14 protein-coding genes and 1 tRNA gene are annotated in these 18,874 nt (G+C 50.6%); 6 read left to right on the forward strand and 9 right to left on the reverse strand.

Annotation, left to right across the window (positions count from 1 at the left end):
- The 4 genes from RTU33_RS04350 to RTU33_RS04365 form a co-directional block, all read left to right on the forward strand.
- Positions 1-4,047: hypothetical protein (locus RTU33_RS04350; protein WP_312625570.1), on the forward strand; the 4,047-nt coding region annotated here is incomplete at its 5' end.
- A gap of 179 nt (positions 4,048-4,226) precedes the next feature.
- Positions 4,227-5,720: a TolC family protein gene (locus RTU33_RS04355; protein ID WP_312625572.1), complete on the forward strand. Its 1,494-nt coding sequence runs from the start codon at positions 4,227-4,229 to the stop codon at positions 5,718-5,720.
- A 13-nt stretch (positions 5,721-5,733) separates the two neighbouring features.
- Entirely contained in the window at positions 5,734-7,869 is a 2,136-nt protein-coding gene (locus RTU33_RS04360; RefSeq protein ID WP_312625694.1) for a type I secretion system permease/ATPase, read from the forward strand.
- 63 nt (positions 7,870-7,932) lie between these two features.
- The gene (locus tag RTU33_RS04365) at positions 7,933-9,213 is read left to right on the forward strand and encodes an HlyD family efflux transporter periplasmic adaptor subunit (RefSeq protein WP_312625573.1); all 1,281 of its coding nucleotides are present in this window, start codon (positions 7,933-7,935) and stop codon (positions 9,211-9,213) included.
- A 262-nt stretch (positions 9,214-9,475) separates the two neighbouring features.
- On the opposite strand, the gene RTU33_RS04370 is transcribed toward RTU33_RS04365, so the two are convergent.
- Both RTU33_RS04370 and RTU33_RS04375 read right to left on the reverse strand, forming a co-directional pair.
- Entirely contained in the window at positions 9,476-10,042 is a 567-nt protein-coding gene (locus RTU33_RS04370) for a serine acetyltransferase (protein ID WP_312625574.1), read from the reverse strand.
- Between the two features lie 217 nt (positions 10,043-10,259).
- Positions 10,260-10,335: transfer RNA gene (locus tag RTU33_RS04375), tRNA-Ile, on the reverse strand.
- A gap of 127 nt (positions 10,336-10,462) precedes the next feature.
- Between RTU33_RS04375 and mug the strand changes: the two genes are divergently transcribed.
- Positions 10,463-10,969: a G/U mismatch-specific DNA glycosylase gene (gene mug / locus RTU33_RS04380; RefSeq protein WP_312625575.1), complete on the forward strand. Its 507-nt coding sequence runs from the start codon at positions 10,463-10,465 to the stop codon at positions 10,967-10,969.
- A 29-nt stretch (positions 10,970-10,998) separates the two neighbouring features.
- Here mug and RTU33_RS04385 read toward each other — a convergent pair whose 3' ends face one another.
- The 4 genes from RTU33_RS04385 to rpsU all read right to left on the reverse strand — a co-directional run bounded on the left by RTU33_RS04385 (position 10,999) and on the right by rpsU (position 15,777).
- On the reverse strand, positions 10,999-11,412 hold the full coding sequence (locus RTU33_RS04385) for a hypothetical protein (protein ID WP_312625577.1): 414 nt from the start codon (positions 11,410-11,412) through the stop codon (positions 10,999-11,001).
- Between the two features lie 285 nt (positions 11,413-11,697).
- Entirely contained in the window at positions 11,698-13,545 is a 1,848-nt protein-coding gene (gene rpoD, locus RTU33_RS04390) for an RNA polymerase sigma factor RpoD (RefSeq protein ID WP_312625579.1), read from the reverse strand.
- A gap of 155 nt (positions 13,546-13,700) precedes the next feature.
- Positions 13,701-15,446 carry a DNA primase gene (gene dnaG / locus RTU33_RS04395; RefSeq protein ID WP_312625580.1) on the reverse strand — a complete coding sequence of 582 codons (1,746 nt, stop codon included), beginning with the start codon at positions 15,444-15,446 and terminating at the stop codon, positions 13,701-13,703.
- A gap of 115 nt (positions 15,447-15,561) precedes the next feature.
- Positions 15,562-15,777, reverse strand: coding sequence for a 30S ribosomal protein S21 (gene rpsU, locus RTU33_RS04400; RefSeq protein ID WP_001144069.1), 216 nt, complete (start codon positions 15,775-15,777; stop codon positions 15,562-15,564).
- Positions 15,778-16,003: 226 nt separating this feature from the next.
- Between rpsU and tsaD the strand changes: the two genes are divergently transcribed.
- Complete coding sequence (tsaD, locus tag RTU33_RS04405) at positions 16,004-17,017, forward strand: tRNA (adenosine(37)-N6)-threonylcarbamoyltransferase complex transferase subunit TsaD (RefSeq protein ID WP_312625581.1); 1,014 nt, start codon at positions 16,004-16,006, stop codon at positions 17,015-17,017.
- 81 nt (positions 17,018-17,098) lie between these two features.
- On the opposite strand, the gene ureG is transcribed toward tsaD, so the two are convergent.
- Genes ureG through ureE form a run of 3 tightly spaced genes read right to left on the reverse strand, consistent with a single transcriptional unit; the run spans position 17,099 to position 18,873 of the window.
- Entirely contained in the window at positions 17,099-17,716 is a 618-nt protein-coding gene (ureG, locus tag RTU33_RS04410; RefSeq protein WP_312625582.1) for an urease accessory protein UreG, read from the reverse strand.
- A 9-nt stretch (positions 17,717-17,725) separates the two neighbouring features.
- Entirely contained in the window at positions 17,726-18,400 is a 675-nt protein-coding gene (locus RTU33_RS04415; protein WP_312625583.1) for an urease accessory protein UreF, read from the reverse strand.
- A complete protein-coding gene (ureE, locus tag RTU33_RS04420; RefSeq protein ID WP_312625584.1) occupies positions 18,400-18,873 on the reverse strand; it encodes an urease accessory protein UreE in 474 nt (157 codons plus the stop codon). Before ureE ends, RTU33_RS04415 begins: the two co-directional genes overlap by 1 nt.
- Between the last annotated feature and the right edge of the window lies 1 nt (position 18,874).

The following is an 18,874-nucleotide window of genomic DNA, read 5'->3' on the forward strand; positions in this document are numbered from 1 at the left end:
GCCAAAGACGACGCCAATAAGGCGATCGACGACATGGAGCATCTGACCGACAAGGAGAAGGACGATGCCCACAAGGCCGTTGATGAGGCCAAAAATGAGGATGAGGTAAACAAAGCCGTTGAGGACGCGGCCGAGAAAAACCTCGAGGGAGCTAAAGACGATGCCCTTCAGGTGGCTAAAGACGACGCCGACAAGGCGATCGACGACATGGATCACCTGACCGACAAGGAGAAGGACGATGCCCATAAGGCCGTTGATGAGGCCAAAAGTGAGGACGAGGTAAACAAAGCCGTTGAGGACGCAGCAGAGAAAAACCTTGAGGGCGCCAAAGACGACGCCAATAAAGCGATCGATGAGATGGAGCATCTGACGGACGAGCAGAAGGATGATGCTCACCAGGCCGTTAACGATGCGACCGACGTTCCGGGCGTGGAAAAAGCCGTTGAGGATGCAGCAGAGAAAAACCTTGAGGGCGCCAAAGACGACGCCAACAAGGCGATCGACGAGATGGAGCACCTGACGGACGAGCAGAAGGACGATGCTCACCAGGCCGTGAACGACTCAACCGATGTTCCGGGCGTGGAAAAAGCGGTGGAGGACGCAGCAGAGAAAAACCTTGAGGGCGCCAAAGACGACGCCAATAAAGCGATCGATGAGATGGAGCATCTGACGGACGAGCAGAAGGATGATGCTCACCAGGCCGTTAACGATGCGACCGACGTTCCGGGCGTGGAAAAAGCGGTGGAGGATGCAGCAGAGAAGAACCTCGAGGGTGCCAAAGACGACGCCAACAAGGCGATTGACGACATGGAGCATCTGACGGACGAGCAGAAGGATGATGCTCACCAGGCCGTGAACGACGCGACCGACGTTCCGGGCGTGGAAAAAGCCGTTGAAGACGCGGCTGAGAAAAACCTCGAGGGCGCCAAAGACGACGCCAACAAGGCGATCGACGAGATGGAGCACCTGACGGACGAGCAGAAAGATGATGCTCACCAGGCCGTTAACGATGCGACCGACGTTCCGGGCGTGGAAAAAGCGGTGGAGGATGCAGCAGAGAAGAACCTCGAGGGGGCCAAAGACGACGCCAACAAGGCGATCGACGACATGGGGCATCTGACGGACGAGCAGAAGGACGATGCTCACCAGGCCGTGAACGATGCGACCGACGTTCCGGGCGTGGAAAAAGCCGTTGAGGACGCAGCAGAGAAAAACCTCGAGGGAGCCAAAGACGATGCCCTTCAGGTGGCTAAAGACGACGCCGACAAGGCGATCGACGACATGGATCACCTGACCGACGAGGAGAAAGACGACGCCCACAAGGCCGTTGATGAGGCTAAAAACGAGGATGAGGTAAACAAAGCCGTTGAAGATGCGGCCGGGAAAAACCTTGAGGGAGCCAAAGACGCTGCCAATAAGGCGATCGACGACATGGCGTACCTGAGCGCTGAGCAGAAAGAGGCTGCCCATAAGGCCGTTAATGACGCGACCGATGTTCCGGGTGTGGAAAAAGCCGTTGCGGATGCCGCCAAAGATAACCTTGAGGGAGCCAAAGACGCTGCCAATAAGGCGATCGACGACATGGCATACCTGAGCGACGAGCAGAAAGACGCTGCCCATAAATCAGTTAATGACGCGACCGATGTCCCGGGCGTAGAAAAAGCACTGGACGATGCCGCCAAAGATAACCTCGAGGGAGCCAAAGACGACGCCAACAAAGCGATCGACGAGATGGCATACCTGAGCGATGAGCAGAAAGACGCAGCTCACCAGGCCGTAAACGGTGCGACCGACGTGCCGGGCGTGGAAAAAGCACTGGACGATGCCGCCAAAGCTAACCTCGAGGGAGCCAAAGACGACGCCAACAAGGCGATCGACGAGATGGAGCATCTGACGGACGAGCAGAAAGACGACGCTCATAAGGCCGTTAATGACGCGACCGATATCCCGGGCGTGGAAAAAGCACTGGACGATGCCGCCAGCCTCAATGTTGAAGACGATTCTTCATTCCTGGGCGATATTATCAGTGGCATATGGAATGCGATTATTGCAATTCCTAAAGGAATTTTAGAAGCACTTAAGTCGGTTATTTCGAAATTAGGTGATTACCACTTCTTGCTCGAATCAGGTCCTGCTGCCCTGACCGGTGTTGCATTGATCGTTTGGGAAGCGGTGGTTGAAATTATTCACGTGCCATTAAGCTTCTTGTCTAACATGGCTCAGTGGGTTATTGGCTTTACTACAGGTATTTTGGGCGGAATTTGGGGACCGTTAGGCACCATTCCACATATCCTGAATGGCATATTGATTCTCGTAGATGGTGCAGTTAATGCCATTAAAATTATCGTCGAAAGCATCGGTATTGGCGTTATTACCCTCCCTGCGATCATTACCGGGGCAATTGCCTGGGTGATTACCCTTGCTAAAGGGATTGGTGCTTTGTTAAGTGGCGACTCTTCCGCGATGGAAGATTTCATCTCTGACCTTTCACAATCATTTTTGCAAAACCCACTTATCCCATTAGTACTGGGTGATCTGTTCGTCGCGTTTATGGTTATCCCTAAACTGGCCGTTGAGGCTATAGGCGTCATTGCAGAGTGGATACTGGGAATTATCACAGGAGTGATGCAGTGGATCCCGGGATTAATACCTATTGCCAGCGTAGTCTCTGATTTCACACTTGCAATTGACGGTGTTATTATTGCCATTCATTATGGCTTAAGCAATGTTATTAACCTGATCACGAAATTGGGCATGGCGCTGATCATGGGGATCCCTATCGCTATCAGCACAGGGACATCAGCGGTTGCCATTATTGAAGCCTTTATCAAAGGTGTCCTGGGACTCGACGCAGATAAGGACACATCCGATAACCCGATCAATAATATTATTGATGCAATTATCGACTTTATTTCTTCACCACTGACCGCTATTGGAGATATTATCTCCTCAATATTCGAAAACATTGGGAACTTCATCAACGATCCGTTCGGCACTATCGGCGAAATGTTCCAGAATGTTATTGATATGATTCTCAGCCCGTTCAAGTTTATTATTGATGCAGTTGGCTCTGTCATTGATTTCATTACCAGTCCGTTTGCGATTGTGGGTGATATTATTAACGGTGTAATAGAAAGCATCGGTAAAATCATCAGCGATCCGATTGGCGCAATCGGTGATATGATTCAGGGGGTTATTGATATCATTCTCAGCCCGTTCAAGGCTGTCCTTGATGTAATTGGTTCCATCATTGATATCATTACAAATCCGATTGATGCGATATTTAACTTGATCGGCGATCCAATCGAATTTGCGTTTAAGTTTATTGCTGATCCGATCGGAACAATTTCCGATTTGTTCGGTAAAATCGTTGATACTATCCTGGGGCCATTTAAGGGACTCATTGATTTTATCGGAGATGTCATTTATGGCATTACTCACCCTCTGGAAACGATTGGTAATATCATTAACGATATTATATCGAAAATCTTTGGTGGTCCCGACGAGCCTGGTGAAGTTGACCCTGAACCGCTCATGGCAATTGTTGATGCCATTGAAACGGCTGTTGAGGCCACGACGCCTGCGGCTGAAGCAATTGATAATCTGCTCGTTCGCGCAGAGGGTGCTGTTGATAATTTCCTGAAGGCTCCGGTTGAATTCGTCTTTGGGGAAAGCAACGAGAAAGGCTCTTCTGTCAAAGATTTGACCGAAATTACGAGTACGCTCGATGAGTTAGCGGGTTATGCCGATGCTAATGTTGTTTCGCTGACCGAAATGGCTGAGGCGCAGGCTTCGCAGGAAGCAATTACGCCAGCGGTAAGTGAAGAGCTCACAGAGGCGCAGCTTGCTTCTGTCATGGAGGAAAGCAACGCCAGCGAGATTGATTTGGATTCACTCATTGGTGCAGAAAACGAGCTCATCGTAGCAGAGAATAATGCTCAGGATGAGCAACGCAGCGTCGAAGATACCGGAGGATATAGCGTATTTGAACAAATTATCAGTCAGCTACAGTTAAACGAAGATAGTTATCAGTTTGCTGCTGCATAATATTAAGTAATCACCTTTCCCAACAGCTTTATATATTGAGCTGTTGGGATTGGTCAGCCACATGTCTTATAAAAAGTGGCTTCTTATCAGCGCCATGAAGTATCTCTTCATCACGGATGCCAGAAACACATCATCATGGAATGATAACGCGTTGTATTTATAATTCAGGGAGATATCTGGTGGGACTTACTCATAAAACACTACTCTATTTATCCGTTACCATGGGAAATCTGTTAACGATCGCGGATGCTTCCTGTGAACTTATAACTTATCCCGTTTCATTTATTAATGAGGATAAATCATCTGCGACTTTCGAACCGAAAAAAGATCGGAACAGTGATGCCTCTGTTGTATATGTCAGGACTGTGGAAGCGAGCCCGTTACCAAAGAAACACGCTCCTGTGGCATCAGCGGCGGCGACTAAAAAAAATATCACTACTTCAAAAGAGAAATATAGCCTGCGCAGCGCAATATGGATGGCAGTCAGCTGGCACCCGGAAATAAAACGGGCAAAAGCTGAAACTGAAAGACTTAAGTCTATGGTGGATGAGGTCAGATCTGCATATTATCCTAATGTAGAAATGGGCCTTAATTCAGGAATAGAAAAAGATGGTTATACTGACGACAATAACAAAACCAATCAGCTAAATGTCTCAGTTGAACAGATGATTTATGATTTCGGCAATACTGGCGACAGGGTAGAGCTTTCTGAGCTTAACGTCATCGGTGCTAATTATGAAGTTGAAAAAGAGGTTAACGACATCCTCTATCAAACCATTAACGCTTATTTACAGATAGTTCGTTATCATCAGCTCATTGCCGCCGCCAGGGATCGCATTGACGGTTTTACTAAGATCAGAGATATAACAAAAAAACGCGTAGCCCTGGGGGCCAGCGCTGAATCTGACTACTCTCAGGCCAGCCTCAGAGTGGCCGAATCGCTCTCGAACTATAATGATTATATTTCTCAGTATAAAAAATGGTCAGCAACGCTGGATTATCTGCTAAACAAAGAGATTGCTTCCAGGATTATCATGGAATTTCCTGCTGACGTTGAAGAACTCTACAATAAAATATTACGTGATAATCCAGCTAATATTGAATCTCCGGCGATCAGGATTGCCAGGGCAAAAATAGAGATCTCGAAAAAACAAATTGATGTGCAAAGAAATGGGCATTACCCGAAGATCACGTTGACACCTTACTATGAACACGATTTGACATCCCAATCAACCGGTAACAGCGTTGCGAAAAATCGCGATCGCTATGGCGCATTTATAAATGTAAAAGTCCCGCTTTATCAGGGGGGGGCAGTGTCATCTAAAGTACAGCAAGCACAAGAAGCGTTAAATACTGCACAATTTAACTTAGATGCTGAACAAAATAATGCTAAACAGAAAATGATGGAATTTTCCAGCCAAATGATAAACACGAAAATCAGCCTGGAAAACAAACTGGAGCGGGAACAAAGTGCTATACGAACCCGGAATCTTTATATGTCTCAGTATCTGGAGTTAGGGACTCGATCATTCTCCGATTTAACCAGCGCTGAATCGGAGATCCACCAGACCAAAGCAGACATTATTAACAGTCATTATGCGATATCGAATCTTGCCCTTGAAAGTCTCTACTATGCTGGCAAGTTAATGAATTTATTACAAGATAAAAGGTAATATAGTGCAAGATATGGATTTCTTTTCCTGTATGGAAAGTGATAGTGACGCCAAAGAGTACTATCTGGAACAATGGAAAAGTGCGTTGGTTAATATTGCTCACCACTATCGACTCAATGTGTCAGAACAGAATATTCTGATAACATCGTTATGGCATGACAATGAGCCAACCCGGAAAATCATAGAAAACATGAGTCGTCGGGCCGGGCTTTCGTTTAAAGAAGACTTTGTTGATGGCTATCGGTTTAATTCCTGGCTCTTTCCTCAGGTGCTGGAAATGAAAGACGGGCGTCTGGCCATTATCAAAAGCATTGATGAGGATAAAAATTTTGTTATCTCGTTTATTGAAGACGGTGAGCTGATCTCGTTAGTGCCGGAAGAGCAGGTTCGCGCTGAAGGGCGCCGAATTATTACCTTGCGGCCGGCAAAAAACGTCTCCGATTCCAGAATTGACGATTATATCAAGCCGGCTGAGAAGTACTGGGTCTGGAAGATCATTTTTGCGGACATGAAGCCATACTACCTGGTCATCCTGGGTTCACTGTTTGTCAATATTCTCGGCCTGGCGGGTATCACTTACTCGATGCAGACCTATGATCGAGTCATTCCTGCGCAATCACACCCCACAATGTGGGTGCTTTTTATCGGCGTAGTTGTGGCGCTGATTTTTGATTTCACCTTACGCTTAATCCGCTATAGCGTAACGGACATTCTGGGAAAGCGTGCCGATTTGATTATTTCAGACCGAGTATTTGGCCGGGCCTTAAGGATTAAAAACCCTTACCGTCCAAAATCCACCGGTTCGTTTATTTCTCAGCTAAAGGAGCTGGAACAGGTTCGTGAAATGATGACCTCGTCGACCGTTGTCGCAATTACGGATTTGCCGTTCTTCTTTATGTTCCTGGTTATTATCTATTTCCTGGGCGGGATTGTCTTCCTTGTGCCTTTGGCTGGGGCAATTCTCATGGTGCTTCCCGGTTTATTGAGTCAAAAGAAACTTTTCCGCCTGGCCAATACGGCTACGCGAGAATCCAGCCTGCGTAATGCCATGCTGGTCGAGACGGTTCAGGGGCTGGATGACATTAAATTTTTACAGGCTGAGCATCGCTTTCAGCAGCAATGGCTGCATTACATTAAGACCACATCTGAAAATAGTCTGGAACTAAAGCATTTGACGCATACGTTAACCACCTGGTCTTATTTAGTGCAAAGTTCGGTGTTTGTATGCCTGGTTCTGGTGGGGACACCCTTTGTCATGTCCGGCGATCTGTCTACCGGTGCATTAGTCGCCTCATCCATTCTTAGCTCAAGAATGATGGCGCCCATTGCCCAAATTGCCAATATCATCACCCGCTGGCAACAAACCAAAGTGGCAATGACGGGCCTCGACTCGATCATGCAGTTACCGATTGATCAGCCGGAACATCAGCGGTTGATTCATAAGAAATTTATCGAAGGTAACTATTCGATTAAAAACGCCTCCTTTATGCATCATGCTGATGGCCAGAAAATAGCCGTGAGCATTGATTCGCTGGAGATCAAAGTGGGCGAGCGTGTTGCCATCCTTGGGCGCAACGGTTCGGGGAAATCATCGCTGTTAAATGCGCTTTCAGGGATGATGTGTCAGAGGTCCGGAGAGGTGATTCTGGATGGTATTAATATCAATGACATCGACCCCGCCGATCTGCGTCGCGATGTTGGATACTTGAGCCAAAACTCCCGGCTTTTTTTCGGTTCCCTTAGAGAGAATATTACGTTGGGCTCCCCTTTGGCGCGGGATGAGGACATCGTTGAAGCAATCAGGATCACCGGAGCCATTAATTTCATTAACCAACTTCCGTCTGGTTTAGATTATATTATCCAGGAAGGTGGCCATGGTCTTTCAGGTGGGCAGCAGCAAACAATTTTGCTGGCAAGACTGGTGTTGCGTAATCCTAATATTGTGATTATGGATGAACCAACTTCCTCTCTTGATGATGTTACTGAAGATGAGTTCGTCAAAAAAATGGGCAGCTGGATTTCTGGTAAAACAGTAATTATTGCCACCCATCGTAAAAAAATATTGAATCTCGTTAACCGGACTATCGTTGTATCTGGCGGAAGGATTGTGTTAGATAAAAGCAAGAATGAGATTATCGATGAAATGTAACCATATATTTTCAAGGTCGATAAATTTATATTGTGGTCCAGCTATTTCGGGTGATGGTTTTTAATGAAAAATATTTATGAAAAATTAAAAAAGAAATTTCTGTCTGCCAAAGACTTTTGTCAGCATGTGTTTTTTACAACCGATAAGGACGCAATCCGTCAGGTTCGGGCGACCGATGAATTTACGCTTGCCGATACCCATGGTGGCGTAAAGACCAGCCGGGCCCTTTATATCCTGCTCAGCATTGTCTTTTTCCTCAGTATATTTTTGCTGTGGGCCTCGATGTTCAGTATTGATGAGGTCTCTAAAGGCGATGGTCGGGTAATCCCCAGTTCAAAAGAGAAAATCATTCAGTCTCTTGATGGCGGGATCCTCGATAAGATAAATGTTAAGGAGGGGCAAATCGTTCAGGCGGGAGATATTATTGCCAGCCTGGATACGATAAGAACCCAGGCTGCAGTGATGGAGTCTGAATCTAAATATCGGGCTTTATTGGCCAGCAAGGTCAGGCTGTTGGCGGAGATAAGCGATCGCCCTTTGGTGTTTCCTGACGAGCTGAATGATTTTCCTGAAATCACCGACAGAGAAAGGATACTTTATACGTCGAGAAAAAATAATTATATTTCGTCGATTAAAGATATCCAGGCATCTAAGGTGTTATTAAACAATGAGCTGGCGATCAATACACGGCTTATGGCGCAGGGTGCATCAAGTAAAGTCGACGTTATCAGACTCAGGAAGCAGCTGGTCGATCTGAACATGAAAGAGTCAGAGCTGAATTACAATTATCAGGTCAGATCGGGCGAGGAGCTATCCAGAATTTCCGGGGAAGTGGATTCACTGTATCAAAAGATCGTTGGCCAGCGCGATTTGCTGAAAAAATCGACCATTACTTCGCCGGTCAGAGGGATTGTAAAGAATATAGAAATTAACACTATTGGCGGGGTTATTCCTCCTAATGGCACCATCATGAACATCGTTCCCCTTGACGATCGCCTGCTTATTGAAGCAAAGATCTTGCCGCGCGATATCGCCTTTATTCATCCCGGACAGCGTGCAATCGTCAAAATCACCGCATATGACTACTCAATTTATGGCGGCCTGGACGGTGAAGTGGTAACGATTTCTCCTGATACCATTTCAGACCCTCAAAAACCTGAAGTTGTCTTTTATCGTGTCTACATCAGAACGACGAAAGACCATTTACAAACCACCGATAACAAACAGCACTTTATCTCTCCAGGGATGGTAGCCAGCGTTGATATTAAGACCGGTAATAAGACGATTCTCCAGTACCTGATTAAGCCATTCAATAAGGTGGGGGAAGCATTAAGGGAGAGATAACAGAGGGGGTAAAATTGGCCATATGGTAAGGGTAAAAGGGCCTTCTGTAACCTTGGCGGGGCTTTTTCATGCCAGAAATGAACTACCCCCGATTTTCTGGATAAGTCAGACTGTATGTACACCATTCAGGAATCACCAAAGGATGGAATAAACTGCGCGGTGAAGCCCTGAAGACGGAACAGCAGGCGCCAGCCAATGGGATAGAGCACACCAGCTAAGATCAATGGGCCGATGATTTGTGATCGGCTCAGGTGTGAAGATATTAAGATGTTTTTTTCGAGATTATTTTTAATGATTTTCCGGTATAAACGGTGACATCGTCAGGGATGCTTTTATTTACGAACGACATTGCCCCGATCACAACGTTATTTCCAATGCTAATTTGGTCCGCAATGATGCAGGAATTTGCGCCGATACTGACATTGTTACCGATTAAGAGTGAGATCGGTTCCTTTTCGATATTCGTACCCGTGATGCCAATGGTTGTGTTTTGTCTTATCCGAAACGAATGACCAATTATGGCCGCGCCATTAATCACGATACCTTGATGATGTGATATCACGAGGCCCGGGCCGATATGCGCCCCCAGTTGTATCTCTGTTCCATACTTAGCGATCAGCCTTCTGTTTATCTTAGCGGCACGCTTTTTTAAAAACGAGTTGTTAGAGGTGTGCCAGAAAGAGGCGACACGCCACCAAAAATGATAGCGGCGGTTTGGACACTTTATCGCTTTATGTATCACCCTGTACCACGAAAATTTTTTGGTACTCATCATCACTTCTCGTTGCAGGCATTCACGCAAGTGTTCAGAACTAGATTTTCTATTCATGCATCTCATTCCCTGGTGATGTGAGGGGGAATTTAAATTCAATTAACACTTAAGGCAACCATTAAGGGAGTAGATTTATGATGCCGCAAGCTTCACTGTAGCTAAAAAGCATAAGGGAGACGTCGGTGTGTCTGGATGTCATGCGACACTCTGTGCATCGATATGAAAAAGCCACCTAAGAAAGGTGGCTTAATTATATGATTCTAAAACTTAAATTTGGTGGCCCCTGCTGGACTTGAACCAGCGACCAAGCGATTATGAGTCGCCTGCTCTAACCACTGAGCTAAGGGGCCGTGGCGGGGAATTATAAAGGAACTGGCGGGTGCAATCCAGCACCACGCGCATGGTTGCTGTTTTTATAAACAAATGGTTTTTCAATCCTTTATACTTTGGTTATCTCTCAGTAAGACAGGAAAGGCGATGATCAACGATATTCTGGCACCTGGTCTGCGCGTGGTGTTCTGCGGCATTAATCCCGGCAAATCGTCGGCACACACCGGGTTTCACTTTGCTCATTCTGGTAATCGCTTCTGGAAGGTGATTTATCAGGCCGGTTTTACCGACAGGCTGTTAAAGCCTGAAGAGGAGCAGCAGCTACTCGATACCCGCTGCGGCATTACCATGCTGGTCGAACGCCCTACGGTGCAGGCCAGCGAAGTGGCGCTGCATGAGCTGCGAAGTGGAGGAAGAGGGCTGATTGGTAAGATAGAGAGCTACCAGCCTGCGGCGTTGGCGATTCTGGGTAAGCAGGCGTACGAACAGGCTTTCAGCCAGCGTGGAGCGCAGTGGGGCAAGCAGCCGACGTCCATTGGCGCGACTCAGGTTTGGGTACTGCCAAATCCGAGCGGATTAAATCGTGCGACGCTGGATAAGCTGGTTGAGGCGTACAGAGAGCTCGATCAAGCGTTGATAGCTCGAGGGTTATAACCCGGCGTCGGACGCCGGGTCTGGCAAGATTAGAGCTGATTCGCCTGGTTGATCATCGACTGGCCTAACGTGCTCTGAATACGGTAACAAAGCGATTTCATACGCGAGTCGTAGGCGCCGGTCACCAGATCGTCAATCTGCGGGTTCAGATTTTCTTTCACTGAAAGGTACTGGCTGGTTTTACGGGTCAGCACCTGCATTTCACCGCTGTAGCGTTTATAGCTCTTGGGATTATAGGTTTTAAGCGCGGTCAGTTGTTTCACGCAGGTATCGTTGGCGATAAGAGTGGGGGCGCTGCTGACGGTTTGCGCGACAGCGGGCTGAGGCTCCACCACGACGGGCTGGGCAGGGAGCGGTGTGACCACGGATTTCGGCGTATTTTGCGGTTTGTTGACGCATCCTGCCAGCGCGATGCAAAGCATCAGAAGCCAAGTTTTATTCATTATGTTTTTAATTCCTGCGAGGTTTTCAATAGTCTAAAAGGAAATCATGACGCGATGCAGTGTCTGATTCACCTCATCTCTAAGCGCCATTAAAAGGAAAAAACTTAATATCTTAGGGGAAAATTCTGCGCCGATGAGTATAGAGCGTCACTGGGCAGGTTCAAAGATTCATAAACGGCCAAAAGTCAGGCTAAAACCGTAGATTGGGTGATGAAAGCTGCACTGATGAGCAAAAAAAAGCCACACTTGCGTGTGGCTTTTCTGTAGCGGATGAGCGTAACGAAATTAATCGTCCAGGAAGCTACGCAGCACTTCAGAACGGCTTGGGTGACGCAGCTTGCGCAGCGCTTTCGCTTCGATCTGACGGATACGTTCGCGGGTTACGTCGAACTGTTTACCCACTTCTTCCAGAGTGTGGTCGGTGTTCATGTCGATGCCAAAGCGCATACGCAGAACCTTCGCTTCACGCGCGGTGAGGCCCGCCAGCACGTCGTGCGTTGCCGCACGCAGGCTTTCGGTGGTCGCCGAATCCAGCGGCAGCTCGAGGGTCGTATCCTCGATGAAATCGCCCAGATGTGAATCTTCATCGTCACCGATTGGGGTTTCCATGGAGATAGGCTCTTTGGCAATTTTCAGTACTTTGCGGATTTTGTCTTCCGGCATCAGCATACGTTCGGCCAGCTCTTCCGGCGTCGGCTCGCGGCCCATTTCCTGCAGCATCTGGCGGGAGATACGGTTGAGCTTGTTGATGGTCTCAATCATATGCACCGGAATACGGATGGTGCGTGCCTGATCCGCGATGGAACGGGTGATCGCCTGACGGATCCACCAGGTTGCGTAAGTGGAGAACTTGTAGCCGCGACGGTATTCGAACTTATCAACCGCTTTCATCAGGCCGATGTTGCCTTCCTGAATCAGGTCGAGGAACTGCAGACCGCGGTTGGTGTACTTCTTGGCAATGGAAATAACCAGACGTAAGTTCGCTTCAACCATCTCTTTCTTCGCACGGCGGGCTTTGGCCTCACCGATGGACATGCGACGGTTGATATCTTTTACCTGTTCAATGGTCAGGCCGGTTTCTTCTTCAATCTGCTGCAGCTTCTGCAGGCCGCGCTGAACGTCGCCTTTCACATCGTTCAGTTTTTCAGACCACGGCTTATTCATTGCTACGGCGGCGTTGAACCAGGTTTCGCTGGTTTCGTTGCCGGTGAACAGGGTGATGAAGTTTTTCTTCGGCATTTTGCACTGTTCAACGCACAGCTTCATGATGATACGTTCCTGAATACGAACGCGCTCCATCATGGTCCGCATGCTGTTGACCAGGTAATCGAACTGTTTTGGCACCAGGCGGAACTGTTTGAATACTTCAGACAGCTTCTGGATCTCTTCCTGCGCCGCCGCGTGGCTACGACCTTTAGCTTTGATCGTGTCGCGGGTCAGTTCGTACTGAGTGCGCAGCTCACCGAATTTTTCACGCGCCAGTTCCGGATCGATGCTGTTGTCATCATCGCTGGAATCGTCGTCGCCGTCCTCTTCGTCTTCATCTTCGTCATCATCCTGCTCTTCCTGAGAGAGCTCAGAACCGACGTGGGTGGCGGTTGGTGCCATCTCTTCTTCAGCGTTAGGATCGACGAAGCCCGTGATGAGATCGGACAGACGCGCTTCCGCGGCTTCCACGCGATCGTACTGCTCAAGCAGGTAGGTGATCGCTTCCGGGTATTCTGCAACGGAGCACTGCACCTGGTTGATGCCGTCTTCGATACGCTTGGCGATGTCGATTTCGCCTTCGCGGGTCAGCAGCTCAACGGTCCCCATTTCGCGCATGTACATGCGCACCGGGTCGGTGGTACGACCGATTTCAGATTCAACGCTGGACAGCACCTGAGCAGCCGCTTCTTCCGCGTCCTCATCGGTGTTGTTTGAGTTTTCAGCCAGCAGGAGATCATCGGCATCCGGTGCTTCTTCCATCACCTGAATGCCCATGTCATTGATCATTTGGATGATGTCTTCGATCTGATCGGAGTCGACGATATCTTCCGGCAGATGGTCATTGACCTCGGCATAGGTCAGATAGCCTTGCTCCTTACCACGCTGGACAAGAAGCTTAAGCTGTGACTGCGGGTTTTGCTCCATAAGACGGTATCCACACTTAATTCATTGATTGGTGTCGGTCGGCGAAAACGAGTTACCGACTTTTAAAGCGAGGGCCTGCTTATATTATTGCCGCTGCGCCTCGGGGCGGCTTTCGGGGGCTTCCCGATTGATATTCGGCACTTAAGCCGTTGAATTCATTTTTTGGCCAGTTCCTGGTTCAGCGTCCAGAGTTCCCGGCGTTCTTCACTGCTTAATCCGTGTGTGCGGTCGCGAGCTATCAACTCTTCTTGCCGCTGGACCAGCAGTGAATCAAACATATGGTTTAACGAGTCGGTGAAAGTTTGTTCAGCGATTTCCTTATCTGCTATATCGTCCCACATCGACAGTTTTTCAAGGGTTGCGGCCTCATTTGTGCCGCGATACTGCTCAAGCATTTGGCCCGTTGTCAGTCCAGGCTGCGACAAACAAGTGTTGACCAGTTCAGAAAATAAGCCAAGCCCAGGCAGCTTTTTCGGATCAAGCCCGGTCAAAGGCGGCACCAGAGCAGCAAGCTCAGGGTTTTGCACCAATAACCCTATCAGTATACGCATGGTCGTGCGTTTTAGCTGAGGCGCGGGGCGGGCAGCGCCATTTTCTGCCTGTTTTGGCATTAAACGTTCAAGCTGCGCGTCGTCCAGGATCCCAAGCTTCTTGCCCAGCTCCTGGCGCAGATAAATACGCAGCGTTTCACCCGGGACCTGGGTAATCAGCGGCAGCGCCAGCGTACTGAGCTGTGCGCGCCCGTCCGGGGTGCTTAAATCGACCTGCGGCATCAGGCTGTTAAACAGAAACGTGGAGAGCGGCTGTGCCTGCTCCATCCGTGCTTCAAACGCTGCTTTGCCCTCTTTACGCACCAGCGTATCCGGATCTTCGCCGTCCGGCAGAAACATAAACCGCAATTGACGGCCGTCAGTCATATACGGCAGCGCGGTTTCCAGCGCTCGCCATGCGGCATCGCGGCCTGCACGGTCGCCGTCGTAGCAGCAGATGACCTGATTGGTCACCCTGAACAGCAGCTGAATGTGATCGGCTGTAGTAGAGGTGCCCAGTGACGCGACGGCATAATTAATGTCGTACTGCGCAAGCGCCACCACGTCCATATAGCCTTCGACCACCAGCAGACGCTGCGGTTCAGCTTCGGTTTGCTGCGCTTCATAAAGGCCGTACAGCTGGCGGCCCTTATGGAAAATATCGGTTTCCGGAGAGTTGAGGTATTTCGGCAGGGCATCGCCCAACACGCGGCCACCAAAACCTATCACCCGGCCTCGCTTATCGCGGATGGGGAACATCACCCTTTCGCGGAAGCGATCGTAGCTGCGTCCTTGATCGTTGGTGACTAACATGCCCGCGTCGGTCAGCGACTGCTGATTTTCCCGGTTGTTGCCAAAACGCTTCAGGACGTTATCCCAGCCCGGTGGCGCATAGCCAATCGCAAACCGGGCGATGACTTCGCTGCTTAAACCACGCTTTGTCAGGTACTGACGCGCAGGTTCGGCGACGGGTTGGTTCAGGGATTGCTGATAAAACGCGCTCAGACCATCCATGAGCTGATAGAGACTTTGCCGCTGATGGCGCTCTATCTGGGTTGGGCCAGAGCCTGCTTCGTACGGGACTTCGAGGTTGTGCATGGCCGCCAGCTCTTCGACGGTTTCCACAAACTCGAGCTTGTCGTAGTTCATCAGAAAGTCGACGGCGTTCCCGTGCGCACCACAGCCGAAGCAGTGGTAAAACTGTTTCTCACCGTTGACGGTGAAAGAAGGGGTTTTTTCGTTGTGGAACGGACAACACGCGTGATAATTCTTGCCCTGCTTTTTCAGCTTAACGCGCGCATCGATCAGATCGACGATGTCGGTTCTCGCCAGCAGGTCATTGATAAAGACACGTGGGATTCGTCCGGCCATAAGCCCCGTTAAGTTTTACCAATACATAAACGAAAATAAGCCGCGCATTCCTTCCGGAAGCACGGCCTTTACAGCTTAAACTCGGTCTGGATTGAGAGCGTGCGCTCCCAACAGATTAGTACAGACGAGTGCGGCGTGCGTTTTCGCGAGCCAGTTTCTTCGCGTGACGTTTCACAGCAGAAGCTTTAGCGCGCTTACGTTCAGTCGTTGGTTTTTCATAGAACTCACGACGACGAACTTCCGCCAGAACACCTGCTTTCTCGCAGGAACGCTTGAAGCGACGCAGTGCTACGTCGAACGGCTCGTTTTCACGTACTTTAATTACCGGCATGTAACTCTCACCTTTATAAATTCGGTTTGCCGCTGGCATCAACGCCAGCTTATTTCAAAATGGTGCGGAATTTTACTGCAACTGTCGCTGCTTTGTAAAGCACCAATGCCGTTTTTGAACGGGACTTTTGTAAGGGGCACGAGTATACACGAAGTCACCCCTGAGGGTATACATCAACCCGCATTCGCCCTACACTGCGCGGTATTGAAACGAGGTAAAACGAACCATGCGTGTACTGGGAATCGAAACATCCTGCGACGAAACCGGCATCGCCATTTATGACGATGTGAACGGATTGTTAGCCAACCAATTGTATAGTCAGGTGAAACTGCACGCTGACTACGGCGGCGTGGTGCCGGAGCTTGCCTCCCGCGATCACGTGCGGAAAACCGTTCCGCTGATTCAGGCAGCGCTGAAAGAAGCGAATCTGTCGGCAAAAGAAATTGATGCCGTGGCCTATACCGCAGGTCCGGGTCTGGTGGGCGCGCTGTTAGTTGGCGCAACCGTGGGGCGCGCGCTGGCGTTCGCATGGAACGTACCGGCCATCGCCGTTCACCATATGGAAGGTCATCTGCTGGCCCCGATGTTGGAAGATAATCCGCCGGAATACCCGTTTGTGGCGCTGCTGGTTTCCGGTGGCCACACGCAGCTGATAAGCGTAACGGGCATTGGTGAGTACGAGCTGCTAGGCGAATCTATTGATGATGCGGCAGGCGAAGCCTTCGACAAAACGGCGAAGCTGCTGGGGCTGGATTATCCCGGCGGCCCGATGCTGTCAAAACTGGCTTCTCAGGGCGCAGAAGGGCGCTTTGTTTTCCCTCGTCCGATGACGGATCGTCCGGGACTGGACTTCAGCTTCTCCGGCCTGAAAACGTTCGCTGCGAATACGATTCGCTCGAACGGCAATGACGATCAAACCCGCGCCGATATCGCCCGTGCGTTCGAAGATGCGGTCGTTGATACGCTGATGATCAAATGCCGCCGTGCTCTGGATCAAACGGGCTTTAAGCGTCTGGTGATGGCGGGCGGCGTAAGCGCCAACCGCACTCTGCGCGCGAAGCTCGCCGAAATGATGCACAAGCGTAAAGGCGAGGTGTTCTATGCGCGTCCCGAATTCTGCACCGATAACGGCGCGATGATCGCATATGCCGGCATGGTGCGTCTGAAAACCGGCGTTCATGCAGATTTAGGCGTTACCGTCCGTCCTCGCTGGCCGTTGGCTGAACTGCCTGCCGCGTGATTTTTTCGCCGGGCGGCACTTCGTTTGCACCGGCCTACGGTTTGTAGGTCCGGTAAGCGAAGCGCCGCCCGGCATTGATAATCACCCCTTCAGCATTCCCTTATCTTCCAGAAACGCAATAATCGTCTTTAGCCCTTCTCCGGCTTTCAGGTTGCTGAAGGTCCAGGGTTTGTCGCCGCGCATGCGGTTGGTGTCGCGCTCCATCACTTCCAGCGATGCGCCGACGTACGGGGCGAGATCGATTTTGTTGATCACCAGAAAATCGGATTTGGTGATCCCCGGGCCGCCTTTGCGGGGGATCTTTTCCCCTTCCGCCACGTCGATCACGTAGATCGTCAGATCCGCCAGCTCCGGGCTGAACGTTGCGCTGAGGTTATCGCCGCCGCTCTCCACGAAGATCAGATCCAGATTGCCGAATTTCTCACTTAATGCTTCTACGGCGGCAAGATTCATTGACGCATCTTCGCGAATGGCAGTATGCGGGCAGCCGCCCGTTTCTACGCCGACGATGCGCTCCGGCGCCAGCGCGCCCGCTTCGGTCAGAATACGCTGGTCTTCTTTGGTGTAGATGTCATTGGTGACGACTGCCAGGTGATATGTATCGCGCATTGCTTTACACAACGCTTCCAGCAGGGCGGTTTTACCGGAGCCCACCGGGCCGCCGACGCCGACGCGCAGCGGGTGTTTGTAACTTGCCATACCTTCTCCTCAGGAACGGAATATCCGGGAATATTGGGTTTCGTGACGCGCCGAAGCGATGGCCGAAAGCGGCGTCGCGGAACCGATCTCTTCGTCTGGGCAGTTCAGCCCCCGTTCAACGCCTGCGGCATAGCGCTCGCAGAGCGTCATTATTAATTTCTGCGCGGCCTGCTGCCCGAACGGCACGAGCTTCACGCCGGCCATCACCGCGCTTTCGATCCAGCTGTATCCGAGCGTCAGGGCCAGCTCGTGCAGGTTTATCTGCCAGCGCACGCCAAGCCACGCCATGCCGCACAGCTGGCTCTGGTTAAACAGAGTGCGCCATTGCGCAGGACATTCCGGATGCCAGTCGTAGAGCAGGCGGGTGAACGCCTGGCCGCGGTTACGTTCTTCTTCACGCAGCTCACGCGTTTCGCGACAGGCGAGCAGCCATGCCGTCCAGCGCTTCGCGGCTTCCGCATCGTCCTGCTCCCAGGCCTGATACAGTCGGGCGAGCAGCGGTAAATCAACGTGGAAAAAACTCTGCTCCATCTGCTGCGTTTGCCAGTGGGCAAAGGCGGCGCTGTCTTTCACCCAGCCTGCTTCGACTGCCCATTCCAGGCCCTGCGACCAGCTGTAGCCGCCGACCGGCAGGTTGCTGCTGGCGAGTTGAAACAGGCGCAGCTTTTGCGTGGCGCTGGTCATCAGTGGCTGTGCGAATGGCTGTGAGAATGATGATGATGTCCCTGCGCTTCGCTGGTGTACGCGCCGGCCTCAGGTTCGAACGGCAGATGTGCAAAGTTCACCTCAAGGCCGAACTGGCGCAGCATATCGTCGAGGACGTGGTCGTGATGAAAGCGCAGTTCGCCGGGCATGATTTGCAGCGGCACGTGGCGGTTGCCGAGGTGATAGCAGGCTTTGGCAAGCTGGAACGGATCGTCGCAGCGCACCACTGAAACGCCTTCATCGGCGGCGATCACTTCGATAAATTCGCTGCCGTCTTCGCTGGAAAGAATGTCGCCACCGCGCAGCAGCAGGCCGCGTGGCAGCATCAGTCCGGCTTCTCGCCCGTCGCTGAGCGTCACTTTGGCGCGACTTTTTACCCGCACGTCAATCGGCAGCGTGACGCTGGCGGTGAGGCTGTGCGCGTGTTCGACGCGCTGAGTCAGATACAGCATC

Source organism: Scandinavium sp. (assembly GCF_032012665.1).
In the GTDB taxonomy this organism is placed as follows: domain Bacteria; phylum Pseudomonadota; class Gammaproteobacteria; order Enterobacterales; family Enterobacteriaceae; genus Scandinavium.

What these genes read in the sequence shown, in the direction of transcription:
- RTU33_RS04360 (WP_312625694.1), top strand. Translation starts at nt 5,734, where the DNA reads ATGGATTTCTTTTCCTGTATGGAAAGTGATAGTGACGCCAAAGAGTAC.
- RTU33_RS04365 (WP_312625573.1), top strand. Translation starts at nt 7,933, where the DNA reads ATGAAAAATATTTATGAAAAATTAAAAAAGAAATTTCTGTCTGCCAAA.
- RTU33_RS04370 (WP_312625574.1), bottom strand. Translation starts at nt 10,042, where the DNA reads ATGAATAGAAAATCTAGTTCTGAACACTTGCGTGAATGCCTGCAACGA.
- mug (WP_312625575.1), top strand. Translation starts at nt 10,463, where the DNA reads ATGATCAACGATATTCTGGCACCTGGTCTGCGCGTGGTGTTCTGCGGC.
- RTU33_RS04385 (WP_312625577.1), bottom strand. Translation starts at nt 11,412, where the DNA reads ATGAATAAAACTTGGCTTCTGATGCTTTGCATCGCGCTGGCAGGATGC.
- rpoD (WP_312625579.1), bottom strand. Translation starts at nt 13,545, where the DNA reads ATGGAGCAAAACCCGCAGTCACAGCTTAAGCTTCTTGTCCAGCGTGGT.
- dnaG (WP_312625580.1), bottom strand. Translation starts at nt 15,446, where the DNA reads ATGGCCGGACGAATCCCACGTGTCTTTATCAATGACCTGCTGGCGAGA.
- rpsU (WP_001144069.1), bottom strand. Translation starts at nt 15,777, where the DNA reads ATGCCGGTAATTAAAGTACGTGAAAACGAGCCGTTCGACGTAGCACTG.
- tsaD (WP_312625581.1), top strand. Translation starts at nt 16,004, where the DNA reads ATGCGTGTACTGGGAATCGAAACATCCTGCGACGAAACCGGCATCGCC.
- ureG (WP_312625582.1), bottom strand. Translation starts at nt 17,716, where the DNA reads ATGGCAAGTTACAAACACCCGCTGCGCGTCGGCGTCGGCGGCCCGGTG.
- RTU33_RS04415 (WP_312625583.1), bottom strand. Translation starts at nt 18,400, where the DNA reads ATGACCAGCGCCACGCAAAAGCTGCGCCTGTTTCAACTCGCCAGCAGC.
- ureE (WP_312625584.1), bottom strand. Translation starts at nt 18,873, where the DNA reads ATGCTGTATCTGACTCAGCGCGTCGAACACGCGCACAGCCTCACCGCC.